Source organism: Streptomyces sp. NPDC046215 (assembly GCF_040646215.1).
In the GTDB taxonomy this organism is placed as follows: Bacteria; Actinomycetota; Actinomycetes; order Streptomycetales; family Streptomycetaceae; genus Streptomyces; species Streptomyces stramineus.
In genome coordinates, this window is sequence record NZ_JBEYZW010000005.1 from 151,134 (window position 1) to 165,453 (window position 14,320).

Genomic DNA, 14,320 nt, shown 5'->3' on the forward strand with positions numbered 1-14,320 from the left:
GCCCTGGCCAGCCAGCTACTGGTGGCCGTCGAGCTTCTCGACAAAGGTCCGTGCACCGTCGTAGCCGGGTCAGCGGTGCGTTGGGGACGTTGAGACCCCGGCCGCAGGGCGTTTCGGTGTCCCGAACGTACCCGAAGCGCTCAGTACCCCGGCAACGTGCCGAAGCGGAGGCCCGCGAGGGCTGATCCAGCCCGTCCGGCGGTTGAGGACACCGCGCAGGGCGGCCCGGGGGCGCCGGCGCGTACCCGAAGCGCTCAGTACCCCAGCGACCCCCCGAAGCCGGAGGCCAGCGGCATGCGCAAGCCCAGCGGTGGCGGGGCCGCCAGCGCGTCTGCCACCGGGCGGGCGTAGTGGCGGCCGAAGAGCGAGCCCAGGATGAAATCCGTGGCCAGGCAGTGGACTTCGGAGCGGTGCTGGCGCAGGCCGTGGCCGTCGGAGTGGACCTCGAAGCGGCAGACGTCGCGGTTGACCTTCTTGGCCCGCTCGGCGAACCGGAAGGAGAGGTCGGGGTCGGTGTGCTCGTCGTTGGTCCCGTGCGCGAGCAGGACCCGCCGCCCCGCGAGCTGCCGCACCGGTTCGTCGGCCGCGGAGCCCTCCGGCAGCCAGGGGGCCAGCGCCAGCACGGACGTGACGGCCGGGTGTCCGCCGGCGTGCAGCGCGGCCCGGCCCCCCATGTCCGTGCCCACCAGGCACACCGGCACGTCGCCGTAGCGCCGCACGGCCTCGTCCGCCGCCCACTCGGCGTCCCGCACGGGGTCGGCCGCCGGGCCGTTCCAGCCCCGGCGGCGGTAGTGGACGACGTGGACGACGAGCCCCTCCGGCCCGCCCGCCCGGGCCAGCCGGCGGGCCAGCGGCCGTTGGGCGGCGAAGGAGAGGGCCGACGGGCGGCGCGTCCCGTCGGGGTGCCCCCCGGGGAGCAGGAGGGCGACACCGTGCACGGAGTGCCCGGCGCCGAGCGGCTTTCCGAGGCGCGCGGCTCCGCTCGCCGGCCGGTCGGGGTCCCGCTGCGGCAACGCTTGCTGAGACATGGCAGAAACGATGGCAGAAGGCCGTGCGGTGTCCACCCCGCCTACGGGTCACCGTTCCGTATCGTTCGCCGACATCTACGCGCGTAGGGGCTAGAGTGCCGAGATGACGACCGAGACCACCTCCCAACCCACCCCCGAGCAGATCCGCCGCGCGCCCAAGGTGCTCCTGCACGATCACCTCGACGGCGGACTGCGCCCCGGCACCGTCGTTGATCTGGCCCGCGCCTCGGGCTACGACGGTCTGCCCGAGACGGACCCGGACAAGCTGGGCGTCTGGTTCCGCGAGGCCGCCGACTCCGGCTCGCTGGAGCGCTACCTGGAGACGTTCGCCCACACCTGCGCGGTCATGCAGACGCGTGACGCCCTGGTGCGGGTGGCCGCCGAGTGCGCCGAGGACCTGGCCGAGGACGGCGTCGTCTACGCCGAGGTGCGCTACGCCCCCGAGCAGCACCTGGAGGGCGGTCTCACCCTCGAAGAGGTCGTCGAGGCCGTGAACGAGGGCTTCCGCGAGGGTGAGCGCCGGGCGAAGGCCAATGGTCACCGCATCCGCGTCGGTGCCCTGCTGACCGCCATGCGGCACGCGGCCCGCGCCCTGGAGATCGCCGAACTGGCGAACCGCTACCGCGACTCCGGCGTGGCCGGCTTCGACATCGCGGGTGCCGAGGCGGGCTTCCCTCCCACCCGCCACCTGGACGCGTTCGAGTACCTCAAGCGCGAGAACAACCACTTCACCATCCACGCGGGTGAGGCGTTCGGCCTGCCCTCGATCTGGCAGGCGCTCCAGTGGTGCGGCGCGGACCGGCTCGGCCACGGCGTCCGCATCATCGACGACATCGAGATCGCCGAGGACGGCACGGTCAAGCTCGGCCGGCTGGCGTCCTACGTGCGGGACAAGCGCATTCCCCTGGAGATGTGCCCGACGTCGAACCTCCAGACCGGCGCCGCCGATTCATATGAGAACCACGCGATCGGCCTGCTCCGCAAGCTGCATTTCCGGGCGACGGTGAATACCGATAATCGTCTGATGAGCGGCACCAGCATGAGCCTGGAATTCGAGCACCTGGTGAAGGCGTTCGGCTATTCGCTGGACGACATGCAGTGGTTCACCGTCAACGCGATGAAGTCCGCGTTCATCCCCTTTGATGAACGTCTGGCCATGATCAATGACGTGATCAAGCCCGGCTACGCGGAGCTGAAGTCGGAGTGGTTGTTCCGTCAGACGGTGACGCAGACCGCCTGACCAGCCATTCTGGCTCCGCTCGCGACGGATGGTGAATCCGCGGGTAATGCAGTGCATACGGCCGGGACTTCATTGTCCCGGCCGTGTCATTGTTTGCGGCCCCCCTGGTGTCATGACTAGGTTGCAGTGCCGCTCAAAATTCCCCCGTCGCGAGGAAAGAATTCAGATGAAGCAGGGAACCATCAAGACCCTCGGTGCTGCCGTCCTCGGTGTTGCCTTTGCCGCCACGGCGGCGGGCAGCGCGTCGGCGGCCGGCACCGCGGGCGCTGTCGAGTCGGTCACCGGTACCACCGCGAGCACGATGGCCGGACTGCCGGTCCAGCAGGCGGCCAAGCTCCTCCCCGCGGGCGGCCCCGTCGTCGCGGCCGCGGACCACGCGATCGAGTCGGGCCTCCTCAAGGCCCCCTCCCAGGCCGTCGACAAGGCCCTCGCGCCCAACCTTCCCAAGCTTCCGCCGGCGACCGCGGCCCCGGCCGACACCAAGGGCAACGGCGGCCTGCTCGGCGGCCTCCCGCTCGGCAACCTCTCGGTGCCGAACCTCGGCGGCAGCTGACCCCGCCGCGATCCGCGCGACGGCGGGCCGCTCACCCCGTGCCGCGGGGGTGGGCGGCCCGCCGTCCGCGCGTGCGGGGCGTCACCAGGAGGTGGCCGCCTTAGGGCTCTTCTCGGACGGCAGCAGCAGCCACAGCGCGAGGTAGAGCACGAACTGCGGGCCGGGCAGCAGGCACGAGACCAGGAAGATCACGCGCATCGTGGTGCGGGAGGTCCCGTAGCGCTCGGCGAGGCCCGCGCAGACTCCGGCGATCATCCTGTGGTTGCGGGGCCGGACCAGGGGAGCGGACATGGCGGCGACTCCTCGTCGTCGGGGCGGCTGCCGCCGGTGCGGCGGCCTGCAGGAACCGTTTTCCTGATGGCTCCACGCTACGGCCGCGAGATGAGGCAAAGCGTCGCTCTACGGGGCGATCCCGACCCTGGGGATCGTCGGGGTCAGACCCTGGGGGCACTCCTCCCGGCGGAGGGCCTCCGGTCGCGTTCCGTCACCCTTGCGGCGGAGCCGGGCCCGTACCGCCGGCACCACCGCGAGATGCGTGACCGTCACGCCCGTCACGTTCAGCAGCAGCGCGTCCACGTCCAGGACCTGGCCCACCACACCGCTCTGGATCACCTGAAGGCCCAGCGAGACCATCGCGCCGGTGAACACCGTGCGGGTCAGCGAGCCCAGCGGCGACGCGACGATCCGGCCCCGCGCCCACGGCAGCAGCACCCCCAGCGGCGCCAGCAGCACCAGCCCGGCACCGATCGCCCGCGCCGCGGCCCAGGGGCCCAGCTCCAGATCGGCCCGGATGCTCGCCAGCGGCTCCAGGTGCGCGGCACTGACCCACGGCGCTGTCAGCGGGCGCAGGGCCAGCCAGCAGACAGCCAGCAGATGGGCGACGAGCAGCACGCACCCCGCGACGCGGTAGCGGTATCGGAGGGCGGGCGTACCGCCGTAACCATGACCCTGCACGCCCCACAGGACGCGGTGCGCCCGGCGCGCGGTTCCGCCCTCGGCACCCCGGCCTCACGACCCGGGTGTGGTGACGGAGGGTGGCGACGGGCGCCCGGGGCGCCGGACGCCTTCAGGACACGGGAGTGCCGCTGATGTCCGCGGCGTCCGGGTGCGTGCGCATCTCCTCCGTGCACCGGTAGCTCTTGGGCCGGTCCTCGCCCGGGCCGGCCAGGACCACCGACCGCTTGCCGTCCGCCGCGGCCGTCCCCGCGTACGTGCACACCAGCTGGGCCAGGGCCAGCTGGCGCAGCTCACCCGGCTCCCGGCTCAGCCGCAGCGTGCCGGCCGGGTCGCCCGGCCGCGGCCCGTCGACGGTCAGCCGCTGCGACACCGCCGTGGAGAGCCCCGCCCGGATCTCCTCAGGCGTGGGCGTCTTGCGCAGCTCGTCGAGGAGGACCCGGGCGACCACCACGGGATCGTCCTGCTTCTCGGGCAGGGAGACCGCCCGGGCCACGGGCACCAGCTGCGAGGTGCACTCCATCAGCACGGTCACGCTGTCGCGGCCCCCGGCGCCCGGGGACGGGTGGACGACGCAGGACGCCCGGGAGGGGGCGCCGCCGGCGTCCACGGGCACGGCTGTGCCCCGGATCCCGCACGCCGTCAGCGCGCAGAGCGGGCCGAGCAGCGCGAGCGCCACGGCGGTGGCCTTGAACCGCACGGTCATCGGCTTCACTTTCTGTTCTCCCCGTCGTCCCCGTCCCCCTGCGCCCCGCCCCCGAGCCCGGAGACGTCACGGGGCAGGGTCAGGGTGAAGACCGCGCCGCCCTCGGGGGAATTGGCGGCCGTGATCTCACCCCCGTGGATGTGCGCGTTCTCCAGGGCGATGGACAGGCCCAGACCGCTGCCCTCGGAACGCGGGCGCGAGGCGCTCGCCTTGTAGAAGCGGTCGAAGACGTGCGGCAGGACCTCCTCGGGGATGCCGGGCCCGTGATCGCGCACGTCGATCCGCAGCACGTCGTCCAGCGTCCGCACCGACACCCGCACGGGTGAGCCGCCGTGCTTGAGGGCGTTACCGATGAGGTTCGCGAGGATGACGTCCAGGCGCCGGGGGTCGAGCAGGGCCACGATGCCCCGCTCGGCGTCCAGCTCCACGGCGTCCAGCCAGGCGCGCGCGTCGATGCAGGCGGTGACCTGATCGGCGACGTCCACGTCGTCCAGGACCAGCCGGGCGGTGCCCGCGTCGAAGCGGGTGACCTCCATCAGGTTCTCCACCAGGTCGTTCAGCCGGCGGGTCTCGCTCACCACCAGCTGCACCGCGGGCGCGATCATCGGATCGAGGTTGTCCGCCTCGTCCTCCAGCACCTCGGTGACGGCGGTGATCGCCGTCAGCGGCGTCCGCAGCTCGTGCGACATGTCGGCGACGAACCGGCGGCTCGACGCCTCCCGGGCGCTCAGCTCCTCGACCCGCTTCTCCAGCGACTCCGCGGTCCTGTTGAACGTGCGCGACAGATCCGCCAGCTCGTCCGTGCCCGACACCTGCAAGCGCGTGTCCAGCTTGCCCTCGCCGAGCTGCCGCGCCGCGTCACCGAGCCGCTGCACGGGCCGCAGCACCGTGGAGGCGGCCACCTGCGCCAGCAGCGCCGAGCCGATCAGCGCGAGACCGGTGGCGATGCCCAGCGACCAGGCCAGGGAGTTGAGATCCGCGCGCTCGTTCTCCAGCGACTTCAGCAGATAGCCCGTCGGGCCGCCGCCGATGACCTTCGCGCCGCCCACCAGATAGGGCTTGCCGTCGAGCGTGATCCGCTGCCAGTACAGGTGGTACGCGTAACGGTTGGAGTCGTCGACCCGCCGCTCGCGGTTGACGGCCGCCTGCAGTGACGCGGGCACCACCTTCAGCGAGAACAGATCGCGGTTCGACGGCGCCGCGCAGCCACCGCCGGCCCCCGACGTGCCGATCAGCAGCACCTCGTACTTCTGCGAGGTCGCCGCCATCCGGTCCGCCGCCGCCTGGAGCTCCTGGCACGTCGGCGCCAGCGGCAGGGAACCGGTGTTGTCCTGCAGGGACTTGCGGAAGTCGTCGAGCGCCGCGTCCTGGGTGCGGGTGAGGACCGCGTCCCGGTTGAGCCAGTACGCGATGGCCGACGCGGAAACGGCGGCGGCGAGCGCCACCAGCGCGAAGACCAGCATCAGCCGCAGCCGCAGACTGATCCACCGCATGCTGAGGCGGGTGACACCGGCGGCCCCCGCCCAGCCCCGTGCCCGCCCGGGCTCTTGTGTCACAGTGCGCTCTCTGTGCTGTTGTGGGATACCGGATTCATCACTGCGGGGCGTCCAGGCGGTAGCCGACACCGCGGACCGTGCGGATCAGGGTCGGCGACGACGGGACGTCCTCGACCTTGGCGCGCAGCCGCTGCACACAGGCGTCCACCAGGCGGGAGTCGCCCAGGTAATCGTGCTCCCACACCAGCCGCAGCAGCTGCTGCCGCGACAGCGCCTGCCCCGGCCGCCGGCTGAGCTCCAGCAGCAGCCGCAGCTCGGTCGGGGTGAGCTGGAGGTCCTCACCGTTCTTGGTGACCGTCATCGCGGACCGGTCGATGACCAGCGAACCGAACGACGCCGAGTCGTTGGACTCCCGCTCACCGCGGCGCAGCACCGCACGGATCCGGGCGTCCAGCACCCGGCCCTGCACGGGCTTGACCACGTAGTCGTCCGCGCCGGACTCCAGCCCCACCACCACGTCGATGTCGTCGTTGCGCGCGGTGAGCAGGATGATCGGCAGCTGGTCGGTGCGCCGGATCCGCCGGCACACCTCGAAACCGTCGATACCGGGCAGCATGACGTCCAGCACGATCAGGTCCGGCCGCTGCTCACGCAGCAGTTTCAGGCCGTCCTCGCCCGTCGCCGCGGTCACCACTCGGTGACCCTGGCGGGACAGGGAGAACTCAAGAGCCGTGCGGATGGCGTCGTCGTCCTCGATCAGCAACAGGAAGGGCACGCGGCCATTCTGGCCTACGACTGGCCGGTCGTTCGACCGAAGACGCCCGCCGCCGGGGCCCCGGCCTGTTGCAGGGCTGTGACAGTCGGCGGACAACGCGATGAAACTGGCCCGGCAGGCTTTGGGTCAACGGGCAGCTCCAGGCCCGGCGACATCAACGGACCGAGCTGGCTCCACCGACGGGGGGCGCGAGATGAACACACTGCACAGCACCACGACCAGCGCAGTCATTCGCACGCGCCTGCACGACGCCGGGCGGGGCTCGGAGAAGTCCGGTGCCGTGGGCGGGCGGGGGTGCGCCCGCGGCACCGGACGTGTGCGGCCGCCTTACATGGTGGCGATCGACGCAGTCGCGTACGGGGAGGCCACGGGGGAGAGCAAGGGCGCGCCCCGGACCGGGCGGACGGACGCCGAAGCGGCGTTCACCGCCTACGTCCAGGAGCGCCGGGCCTCCCTGTACGCGACCGCCTACCACCTGACCGGTGACCGGCACGAGGCGGAGGACCTGCTGCAGAGCGCGCTGTTCTCCACCTTCCGCGCCTGGGACCGGATCACCGACAAGGCGGCGGTCGGCGGCTACCTCCGCCGCACCATGACCAACCTGCACATCAGCGCCTGGCGCCGGCGCAAGCTCAACGAGTACCCGACCGAGGAACTCCCGGAGACGGTGGGCGAGACGGACGCGATGCGCGGCACCGAGCTGCGCGCCGTGCTCTGGCAGGCCCTCGCCCGGCTGCCCGAACTGCAGCGCACGATGCTCGTGCTGCGCTACTACGAGGGCCGCACGGACCCGGAGATCGCGGAGATCCTCGACATCAGCGTCGGCACGGTCAAGAGCAGCATCTGGCGCTCGCTGCGGCGGCTGCGCGACGACGAGGTCATCGGCTCCGGCCGGGGCGAGCGGGAGTCGTTCGGCGAGCTCGTCGCCTGACCGCGAAAAGACAACAGCGGCCGAAAGGCCGAGGGGGGCCGACGCGAACGCCCGGGGGAGCGCGCGGCGGCCGAGGGGGAAAGAGAGCGGGCGGACAGCCGGGGGGTCTGTCCGCTCGCTCTCGCATGTTCGAGTCGCCCCGCATGTTCGAGCGCCCGCGCCGTCGAGGACGGCGCGGCCCGGGCGAGGGCGGTGACGTCGCGGAGAGCGGCCGGGGCCCCGGCCAGAGGCGCACGCCCTCCCGGGTCAGAGGCGCACGCCCTCCCGCCGGCCGGCGGCCGCGGCGGCGATCCGGCCCATGGCCGTCTCCTTGTCACAGGCGTGGGCGCCCAGCGCCGTCTGCCGGGCCACGATGCCCCGCTCGGCGCGCAGCAGCCGCAGACCGCGGCGGATCAGGGTGGGCACCGGCTTGCGGGCCTCGCGCAGGTCGCGGGCCAGCCGGCGGCGGAACGTGGTGACGGGACGGCCGCGCAGGCACAGGGCGTCGGCCAGGACGCCCGCGTCACGGCAGGCGTCGATGATGTCGGCCGCGAAGATGCCCTCGGCTATGAACAGCGGGGTGCGGCCGATGTCCAGAACGCTCTCGCCGGTCCGCGAGCTGGTCGCGATGTCGTACAGCGGCACGCCCGTCCGGGCGGTGCGGCACAGCTCGTCGATCGCGCGGACGGCCGCCCCGGCGTCCCACGACAGCGGCGAATCCCAGTCGGTCGCCGACCCGTCCGGCAGGAGCGGCAGCGTCGGGTCGTCGCCCTCCTTGTAGAAGTCGTCGAGGTTGAGGACGGGCAGCCCGGTGCGGACCGCGAGGGACGACTTGCCGGAACCGGAGGGGCCGGACAGCAGGATGACGCGCGCGGGGGTCAAGTGGGGAGTCACGGGACACCAGTGTGAGGCATTGGGCCGCATGGGGGATCCCTCCGGGTCGAAGGATGCGCACACTGTCACCATGCAACTACGGTGTGTTGTCGTTCGATCCGGCAACTCTCTACCCGGCAGGTGGCCATGGCCTCGCACGCACGACACGCACGCCCCTCTCCCCCCTCCCCGGTGGCCCGCGGCCTGCTGCGCGTCGGTCTGAGCCTTACCGCGGGGGCGGCGGTGGTCGCAGGTGCTGCGGGGTCGGCGGGCGCCGTCGAGGCGCCGCAGGCCGTGCTCGGGGAGACGGACATGGGCGCGGCCCTCGGCGGGACGCAGTCCGCCCTCGGCGGGGCGAACACCGCACTGGGCACTTCGTCGGAGGCCACGTTCGACGCCCTGCGGCAGCTGCGGCTCAACCCGCTCGCCGGTACGGGCAGCGATCCGTTCGACAACGCCGTCGGCACCCAGGTCGCGGACTTCGAACCCGTGAGCACCTCTCTCCTGACGGCCCCGCTGTCCCGCGGAGGGGCCCTCCAGGACATCGCGGAGACCGAGACGCTGAGCGGGCTGACCGGCCCGCCGCAGGGGGCGCAGAGGCCCGCACGGGCGGAGAGCCGGGCCCGTACGCCGGACGTCGGGGAAGCCGTGTCGAAGCTGCTGGCGCCCCGGCCGCCGGCGGGGGCGAAGGGGCCTGCCGCCAAGGCCGCGAAGCGGCCCGAACTGACGGAATCGGTATCGACGCTGCTGGCCCCCTCGCCACAGGCGCGGACCCGGGTCGCCAAGCCCCTCCGGCCGACGGACGTCACGGACTCCGCGTCCACGCTGCTGAGCCCGCCGCCGGGGCACGTCCGGCCCTCCAAGTCCCTTCAGGCGACGGACGTGACGGACGCCGCTTCCACGCTGCTGAGCCCCGCGCCTCCGGTGCGGACCCGCGCCGCGCAGCCGCTCCGGGCGTCGGACGCGACGGACGCGGCCTCGACGCTGCTGGACTCGCCGCCGTCCGGCCGGGCCCCCGCCCCGAAGGACGGCCGGGCGTCGGACGTGGCGGCGCCGCTGTCGTCACTGCTCGCGCCGGGCCTGAGCCTCTAGCTTCGCCGACGGGTCGTGGGGGCGCACCGCCGCCGCACGGCGGTGTCCCGAACGCCGGACGGGCCGCGCGAAAACGGCGGCTCCCCTCGCTGAGGGGAGCCGCCGCCTTGTGCCCGGAGGACTCAGTAGGACGAGCCGCCGGCGCCCAGGGAGCCCGTCGGGTGCCACACCGTCCGGGTCTCCAGGAAGGCCGTCATGCGGTCCGTGCCCGGGTCCGCCGTCCAGTCCGCGGGGCGCGGGCGCAGGACGCGCTTGAGGTTGTCGGCCGCGGCGATCTCCAGCTCCTTGGCCAGCTCCGCGTCCGCCCCCGTGAGGTCGATCGCGTTGACGTCCTGGTGCGCGGCGAGCGACGGGGCGATCTCGGCCGTACGCCCCGACAGGACGTTGACGACGCCCCCGGGGACGTCGGACGTCGCCAGCACCTCGCCGAGGGACAGCGCGGGCAGCGGAGCCTTCTCGGAGGCCACCACGACCACGGTGTTGCCGGTGGCGATCGCCGGGGCGATCACCGAGACCAGGCCGAGGAACGACGACTCCTGCGGCGCGAGCACGGCGACGACGCCGGTCGGCTCGGTGGCGGAGACGTTGAAGAACGGGCCCGCGACCGGGTTGGTGGAGCCGGTGATCTGGGCGATCTTGTCGGTCCAGCCCGCGTACCAGACCCAGCGGTCGATCGCGGCGTCCACCTGGGCCGCGGCCTTCGCCTTGGACAGGCCCTCGGCGTCGGCCACCTCGCGCACGAACTGGTCCTTGCGGCCCTCCAGCATCTCGGCGACGCGGTAGAGGATCTGGCCGCGGTTGTACGCGGTCGCGCCGCTCCAGCCGCCGACGGCCTTGCGGGCCGCGACGACAGCGTCCCGGGCGTCCTTGCGGGAGGACTGCGGGGCGTTGGCCAGCCAGTTGCCCTTGGAGTCGGTCACCTCGTACACCCGCCCGCTCTCGGACCGGGGGAACTTGCCCCCGACGAACAGCTTGTAGGTCTTGAAGACACTCAACCGTGCATCAGACATCGAGGTACGCCTCCAGACCGTGGCGGCCGCCCTCGCGGCCGAAACCCGACTCCTTGAAGCCGCCGAACGGCGAGGTCGGGTCGAACTTGTTGAACGTGTTGGCCCAGATGACACCCGCGCGCAGCTTGCTCGCGACGGCCAGCATCCGCGAGCCCTTCTCCGTCCAGATGCCGGCGGAGAGGCCGTACTGCGAGTTGTTCGCCTTGGCGACGGCCTCGGCCGGGGTGCGGAAGGACAGCACCGACAGCACCGGGCCGAAGATCTCCTCGCGGGCGATCCGGTGGGCCTGGGTGACGTTCGTGAACAGCGTCGGCGCGAACCAGTAGCCGGCCGAGGGCAGCTCGCAGGCCGGGGCCCAGCGCTCGGCGCCCTCCGCCTCGCCGCTGTCGGCCAGCTCGGTGATCCGGGCCAGCTGCTCGGCGGAGTTGATCGCGCCGATGTCGGTGTTCTTGTCCAGCGGGTCGCCCAGGCGCAGGGTCGACAGGCGGCGCTTGAGGGAGTCCAGCAGCTCGTCCTGGATCGACTCCTGGACCAGCAGGCGGGAGCCCGCGCAGCAGACCTGGCCCTGGTTGAAGAAGATGCCCTGGACGATGCCCTCGACGGCCTGGTCGAGGGGCGCGTCGTCGAAGACGATGTTGGCGCCCTTGCCGCCCAGCTCCAGGGTGAGCTTCTTGTCCGAACCGGCGACCGTACGGGCGATGGCCTTGCCGACCGCCGTGGAACCGGTGAACGCGACCTTGTTCACGTCCTCGTGCGCGACGAGCGCGGCGCCCGTGGTGCCGTCACCGGTGACGATGTTGACGACGCCCTTGGGCAGCCCGGCCTGACGGCAGATGTCCGCGAAGAAGAGCGCGGACAGCGGGGTGGTCTCGGCCGGCTTGAGGACGACGGTGTTGCCCGTCGCCAGCGCCGGGGCGATCTTCCACGCCAGCATCAGGAGCGGGAAGTTCCAGGGGATGACCTGGCCCGCGACGCCCAGCGGGCGGGGGTTCGCGCCGTAGCCCGCGTGGTCGAGCTTGTCGGCCCAGCCCGCGTAGTAGAAGAAGTGCGCGGCGACCAGCGGGAGGTCCGCGTCGCGGGTCTCCTTGATCGGCTTGCCGTTGTCCAGCGTCTCCAGGACGGCCAGCTCGCGGCTGCGCTCCTGGATGATCCGCGCGATGCGGAACAGGTACTTGGCGCGCTCGGCGCCCGGCAGGGCGGACCACTTCTCGAACGCCTTGCGGGCGGCCTTCACCGCGCGGTCCACGTCCTCCGCGGAGCCCTGGGCGACCTCGGAGAGCACCTCCTCCGAGGAGGGGCTGACCGTCTTGAAGACCTTGCCGCCGGCCGCCTCGGTGAACTCGCCGTCGATGAACAGCCCGTAGGACGGGGCAATGTCGACGACCGCGCGGGACTCGGGTGCGGGTGCGTAATCGAAAGCCATGGTCAGTCCACCGTGACGTAGTCGGGACCGGAGTAGCGCCCGGTGCTCAGCTTCTGCCGCTGCATCAGCAGGTCGTTCAGGAGGCTGGAGGCACCGAAACGGAACCAGTGGTTATCCAGCCAGTCCTCGCCCACGGTCTCGTTGACCAGGACCAGGAACTTGATCGCGTCCTTGGTGGTGCGGATGCCGCCAGCCGGCTTCACGCCGACCTGGACGCCCGTCTGCGCGCGGAAGTCGCGCACGGCCTCCAGCATCAGCAGGGTGTTCGCCGGGGTGGCGTTGACCGCGACCTTGCCGGTCGAGGTCTTGATGAAGTCGGCGCCCGCGAGCATCCCGATCCAGGAGGCGCGGCGGATGTTGTCGTACGTCGACAGCTCACCCGTCTCGAAGATCACCTTGAGGCGGGCCTTGTCGCCGCACTCCGCCTTGACGGCGCCGATCTCCTCGAAGACGTCCATGTAGCGGCCGGAGAGGAACGCGCCACGGTCGATGACCATGTCGATCTCGTCCGCTCCGGCGGCGATCGCGTCGCGGGTGTCCGCGAGCTTCACCGGCAGCGCGGCGCGGCCGGCCGGGAACGCGGTGGCCACGGACGCGACCTTCACGTCCGTGCCGGCCACCCCGGCCTTGGCGGTGGCCACCATGTCGGGGTAGACGCAGACCGCGGCGGTGCGCGGCGTCGTGCGGTCGATGGGGTCGGGGTGGACGGCCTTGGCGGCGAGGGCCCGGACCTTGCCCGGGGTGTCCGCGCCTTCCAGCGTGGTCAGGTCGATCATCGAGATCGCCAGGTCGATGGCGTACGCCTTCGCCGAGGACTTGATCGAACGGGTGCCGAGCGAGGCGGCGCGGGCCTCCAGCCCGACCGCGTCGACGCCCGGGAGGCCGTGCAGGAAGCGGCGCAGCGTGCTGTCGGAGGCGGTCACGTCCGCCAGCTCCTTCAGCCGCCCCGCGGCGTCATTGCCGTGTGCGGGAACTGTGGTGGGCATGGTCACCAGATGAGCATATCTACGCGCGTAGCGCGTGTCACCCCCCTGTCTGCGGCCGGGCCTGCCGCCCGCCGCCTGCCGGCGGGCCCGGCCCCGTGCGTTCCCAGCTCGTGCTTGCGGTTGCGGTCTCTTCGCGGCAGCCGCCCGTGCCGGGGCGTGCCGGCTGTCGGCGGGTCCGTCTGCGTGCCGCCCCGGCCGGTCCTTTGTGCTTGCGGCCCCCCTTGTAGCAGCCGCCTCCGCCGGGGCCTGTCGGCGGGACCGTCTCCGTGCGTTCCCGGCTCGTGCTCTGCGCTCCCGGCTCCCTGCGTCAGTCACCCCCACCGGGCCTGCCGCCTGCCGGCGGGACCGTCTCCGTGCCGGCCCGGCCTGTCTTTTGCGCTCGCGGCTCCCTTGCGGCAGCCACCCCCGCCGGGGCGTGGGGCAGAATCGGCGCCATGACGAGCCCGGACGACTCCTCCGCCCCACGGTCCCCGCAGACGCCGGACCAGGAATACGCCGAGCGGTGCTACCGCTCGCCCGCCGGGATCGGCAGCGGCGTACTGCTGCTCGGCCTCGTCGGCTGGCTGGGCGGCGACGCCGTCGTGCGGGGCTCGGGACAGACCCCCTGGCTGGCCCTCGCTGGCCTGCTCTGCGCCGTCCCCCTGATCATCGCCTTCACCCTGCGCCCGGCCGTGTGGGCCGGCCAGGACCGGCTGCTCGTCCGCAACCCCTTCCGGACGATCACTCTGCCCTGGGCCTGTGTGGACGCCGTCCGCGCCGGCTACTCCAGCGAGGTCCTGGCGGGCGGCGCCAAGTACCAGCTCTGGTCCATCCCCGTCTCCCTGCGCAAGCGGAAGACCGCGGCGCGGCGGCAGAACCAGGCGGTGGCCGAGGGCCTGGCCGGGTCGGCCGCGGCGTCCCTCGGCGCGGAGTCCTCCCTGCGGGCGCCGTCGGATCAGGCGATCGAGGACCTGCGGGAGCTCAGTGAGCGGAACGCTCGGCGTGACGGGGCTCAGGGGTCCCCTGCGGTGCGGTGGGCTTACGAGCTGATCGTGCCGTCTTTGGTGGGGCTTGTGCTGCTGGTGGTGCTTTTTCTGGTCGGTTAGGTGGTCGGCCCGGCGCTGTTTCGCCTCCGGCGCGGTTTCAGGGCGGCCCGTTCGCCGGGTGCCGCGCCGTTCCGCCTTCGGCGGGTGTGGGGCCGGACCGTCGGCCCCGCCGCGTCGTGATGCGGGGCCGTGCCGCTCCGGGGGGGGGTTTTGGTGGGGGTTGGTGTTTGTGCGGTTAATGGGCCCCCC

At 72.6% G+C, this 14,320-nt stretch carries 15 protein-coding genes; 5 read left to right on the forward strand and 10 right to left on the reverse strand.

Annotation, left to right across the window (positions count from 1 at the left end; genetic code table 11):
• Window positions 1–254: 254 nt before the first annotated feature.
• The gene (locus ABZ951_RS03925) at window positions 255–1,028 is read right to left on the reverse strand and encodes an alpha/beta hydrolase (RefSeq protein WP_344089017.1); all 774 of its coding nucleotides are present in this window, start codon (window positions 1,026–1,028) and stop codon (window positions 255–257) included.
• A gap of 103 nt (window positions 1,029–1,131) precedes the next feature.
• On the opposite strand from ABZ951_RS03925, the gene ABZ951_RS03930 reads away from it, so the two are divergent.
• Window positions 1,132–2,268 (forward strand): adenosine deaminase, encoded by a 1,137-nt coding sequence (locus ABZ951_RS03930; RefSeq protein ID WP_344089020.1) that lies wholly within the window; start codon window positions 1,132–1,134, stop codon window positions 2,266–2,268.
• Between the two features lie 166 nt (window positions 2,269–2,434).
• The gene (locus ABZ951_RS03935; protein WP_344089023.1) at window positions 2,435–2,821 is read left to right on the forward strand and encodes an ATP-binding protein; all 387 of its coding nucleotides are present in this window, start codon (window positions 2,435–2,437) and stop codon (window positions 2,819–2,821) included.
• Window positions 2,822–2,902: 81 nt separating this feature from the next.
• Here the strand turns inward: ABZ951_RS03935 and ABZ951_RS03940 are convergent, their stop codons facing one another.
• The 5 genes from ABZ951_RS03940 to afsQ1 all read right to left on the reverse strand — a co-directional run bounded on the left by ABZ951_RS03940 (window position 2,903) and on the right by afsQ1 (window position 6,752).
• Window positions 2,903–3,112 carry a PspC domain-containing protein gene (locus ABZ951_RS03940; RefSeq protein WP_344089025.1) on the reverse strand — a complete coding sequence of 70 codons (210 nt, stop codon included), beginning with the start codon at window positions 3,110–3,112 and terminating at the stop codon, window positions 2,903–2,905.
• Between the two features lie 108 nt (window positions 3,113–3,220).
• Window positions 3,221–3,775 carry a VanZ family protein gene (locus ABZ951_RS03945; protein WP_344089027.1) on the reverse strand — a complete coding sequence of 185 codons (555 nt, stop codon included), beginning with the start codon at window positions 3,773–3,775 and terminating at the stop codon, window positions 3,221–3,223.
• Window positions 3,776–3,887: 112 nt separating this feature from the next.
• The gene (locus tag ABZ951_RS03950; RefSeq protein ID WP_344089030.1) at window positions 3,888–4,481 is read right to left on the reverse strand and encodes a hypothetical protein; all 594 of its coding nucleotides are present in this window, start codon (window positions 4,479–4,481) and stop codon (window positions 3,888–3,890) included.
• A 5-nt stretch (window positions 4,482–4,486) separates the two neighbouring features.
• Window positions 4,487–5,974 carry a HAMP domain-containing sensor histidine kinase gene (locus ABZ951_RS03955; RefSeq protein ID WP_344089033.1) on the reverse strand — a complete coding sequence of 496 codons (1,488 nt, stop codon included), beginning with the start codon at window positions 5,972–5,974 and terminating at the stop codon, window positions 4,487–4,489.
• A 100-nt stretch (window positions 5,975–6,074) separates the two neighbouring features.
• The gene (afsQ1, locus tag ABZ951_RS03960) at window positions 6,075–6,752 is read right to left on the reverse strand and encodes a two-component system response regulator AfsQ1 (RefSeq protein WP_344089035.1); all 678 of its coding nucleotides are present in this window, start codon (window positions 6,750–6,752) and stop codon (window positions 6,075–6,077) included.
• 193 nt (window positions 6,753–6,945) lie between these two features.
• On the opposite strand from afsQ1, the gene ABZ951_RS03965 reads away from it, so the two are divergent.
• Window positions 6,946–7,683, forward strand: coding sequence for a SigE family RNA polymerase sigma factor (locus ABZ951_RS03965; RefSeq protein ID WP_344089038.1), 738 nt, complete (start codon window positions 6,946–6,948; stop codon window positions 7,681–7,683).
• A 246-nt stretch (window positions 7,684–7,929) separates the two neighbouring features.
• Here the strand turns inward: ABZ951_RS03965 and ABZ951_RS03970 are convergent, their stop codons facing one another.
• Entirely contained in the window at window positions 7,930–8,586 is a 657-nt protein-coding gene (locus ABZ951_RS03970) for an ATP-binding protein (protein WP_344089041.1), read from the reverse strand.
• 192 nt (window positions 8,587–8,778) lie between these two features.
• Between ABZ951_RS03970 and ABZ951_RS03975 the strand changes: the two genes are divergently transcribed.
• On the forward strand, window positions 8,779–9,627 hold the full coding sequence (locus ABZ951_RS03975; protein WP_361278835.1) for a hypothetical protein: 849 nt from the start codon (window positions 8,779–8,781) through the stop codon (window positions 9,625–9,627).
• Window positions 9,628–9,749: 122 nt separating this feature from the next.
• Here ABZ951_RS03975 and ABZ951_RS03980 read toward each other — a convergent pair whose 3' ends face one another.
• The 3 genes from ABZ951_RS03980 to deoC are packed head-to-tail and all read right to left on the reverse strand — an operon-like array spanning window position 9,750 to window position 13,046.
• The gene (locus ABZ951_RS03980; RefSeq protein WP_344089047.1) at window positions 9,750–10,637 is read right to left on the reverse strand and encodes an aldehyde dehydrogenase family protein; all 888 of its coding nucleotides are present in this window, start codon (window positions 10,635–10,637) and stop codon (window positions 9,750–9,752) included.
• Complete coding sequence (locus ABZ951_RS03985; protein WP_344089213.1) at window positions 10,630–12,066, reverse strand: aldehyde dehydrogenase family protein; 1,437 nt, start codon at window positions 12,064–12,066, stop codon at window positions 10,630–10,632. Before ABZ951_RS03985 ends, ABZ951_RS03980 begins: the two co-directional genes overlap by 8 nt.
• Window positions 12,063–13,046, reverse strand: coding sequence for a deoxyribose-phosphate aldolase (deoC, locus tag ABZ951_RS03990; RefSeq protein WP_344089216.1), 984 nt, complete (start codon window positions 13,044–13,046; stop codon window positions 12,063–12,065). Before deoC ends, ABZ951_RS03985 begins: the two co-directional genes overlap by 4 nt.
• A 434-nt stretch (window positions 13,047–13,480) precedes the next feature.
• Here deoC and ABZ951_RS03995 point away from each other — a divergent pair, with 434 nt between their 5' ends.
• Window positions 13,481–14,131: a PH domain-containing protein gene (locus ABZ951_RS03995; RefSeq protein ID WP_344089049.1), complete on the forward strand. Its 651-nt coding sequence runs from the start codon at window positions 13,481–13,483 to the stop codon at window positions 14,129–14,131.
• Window positions 14,132–14,320: the final 189 nt, after the last annotated feature.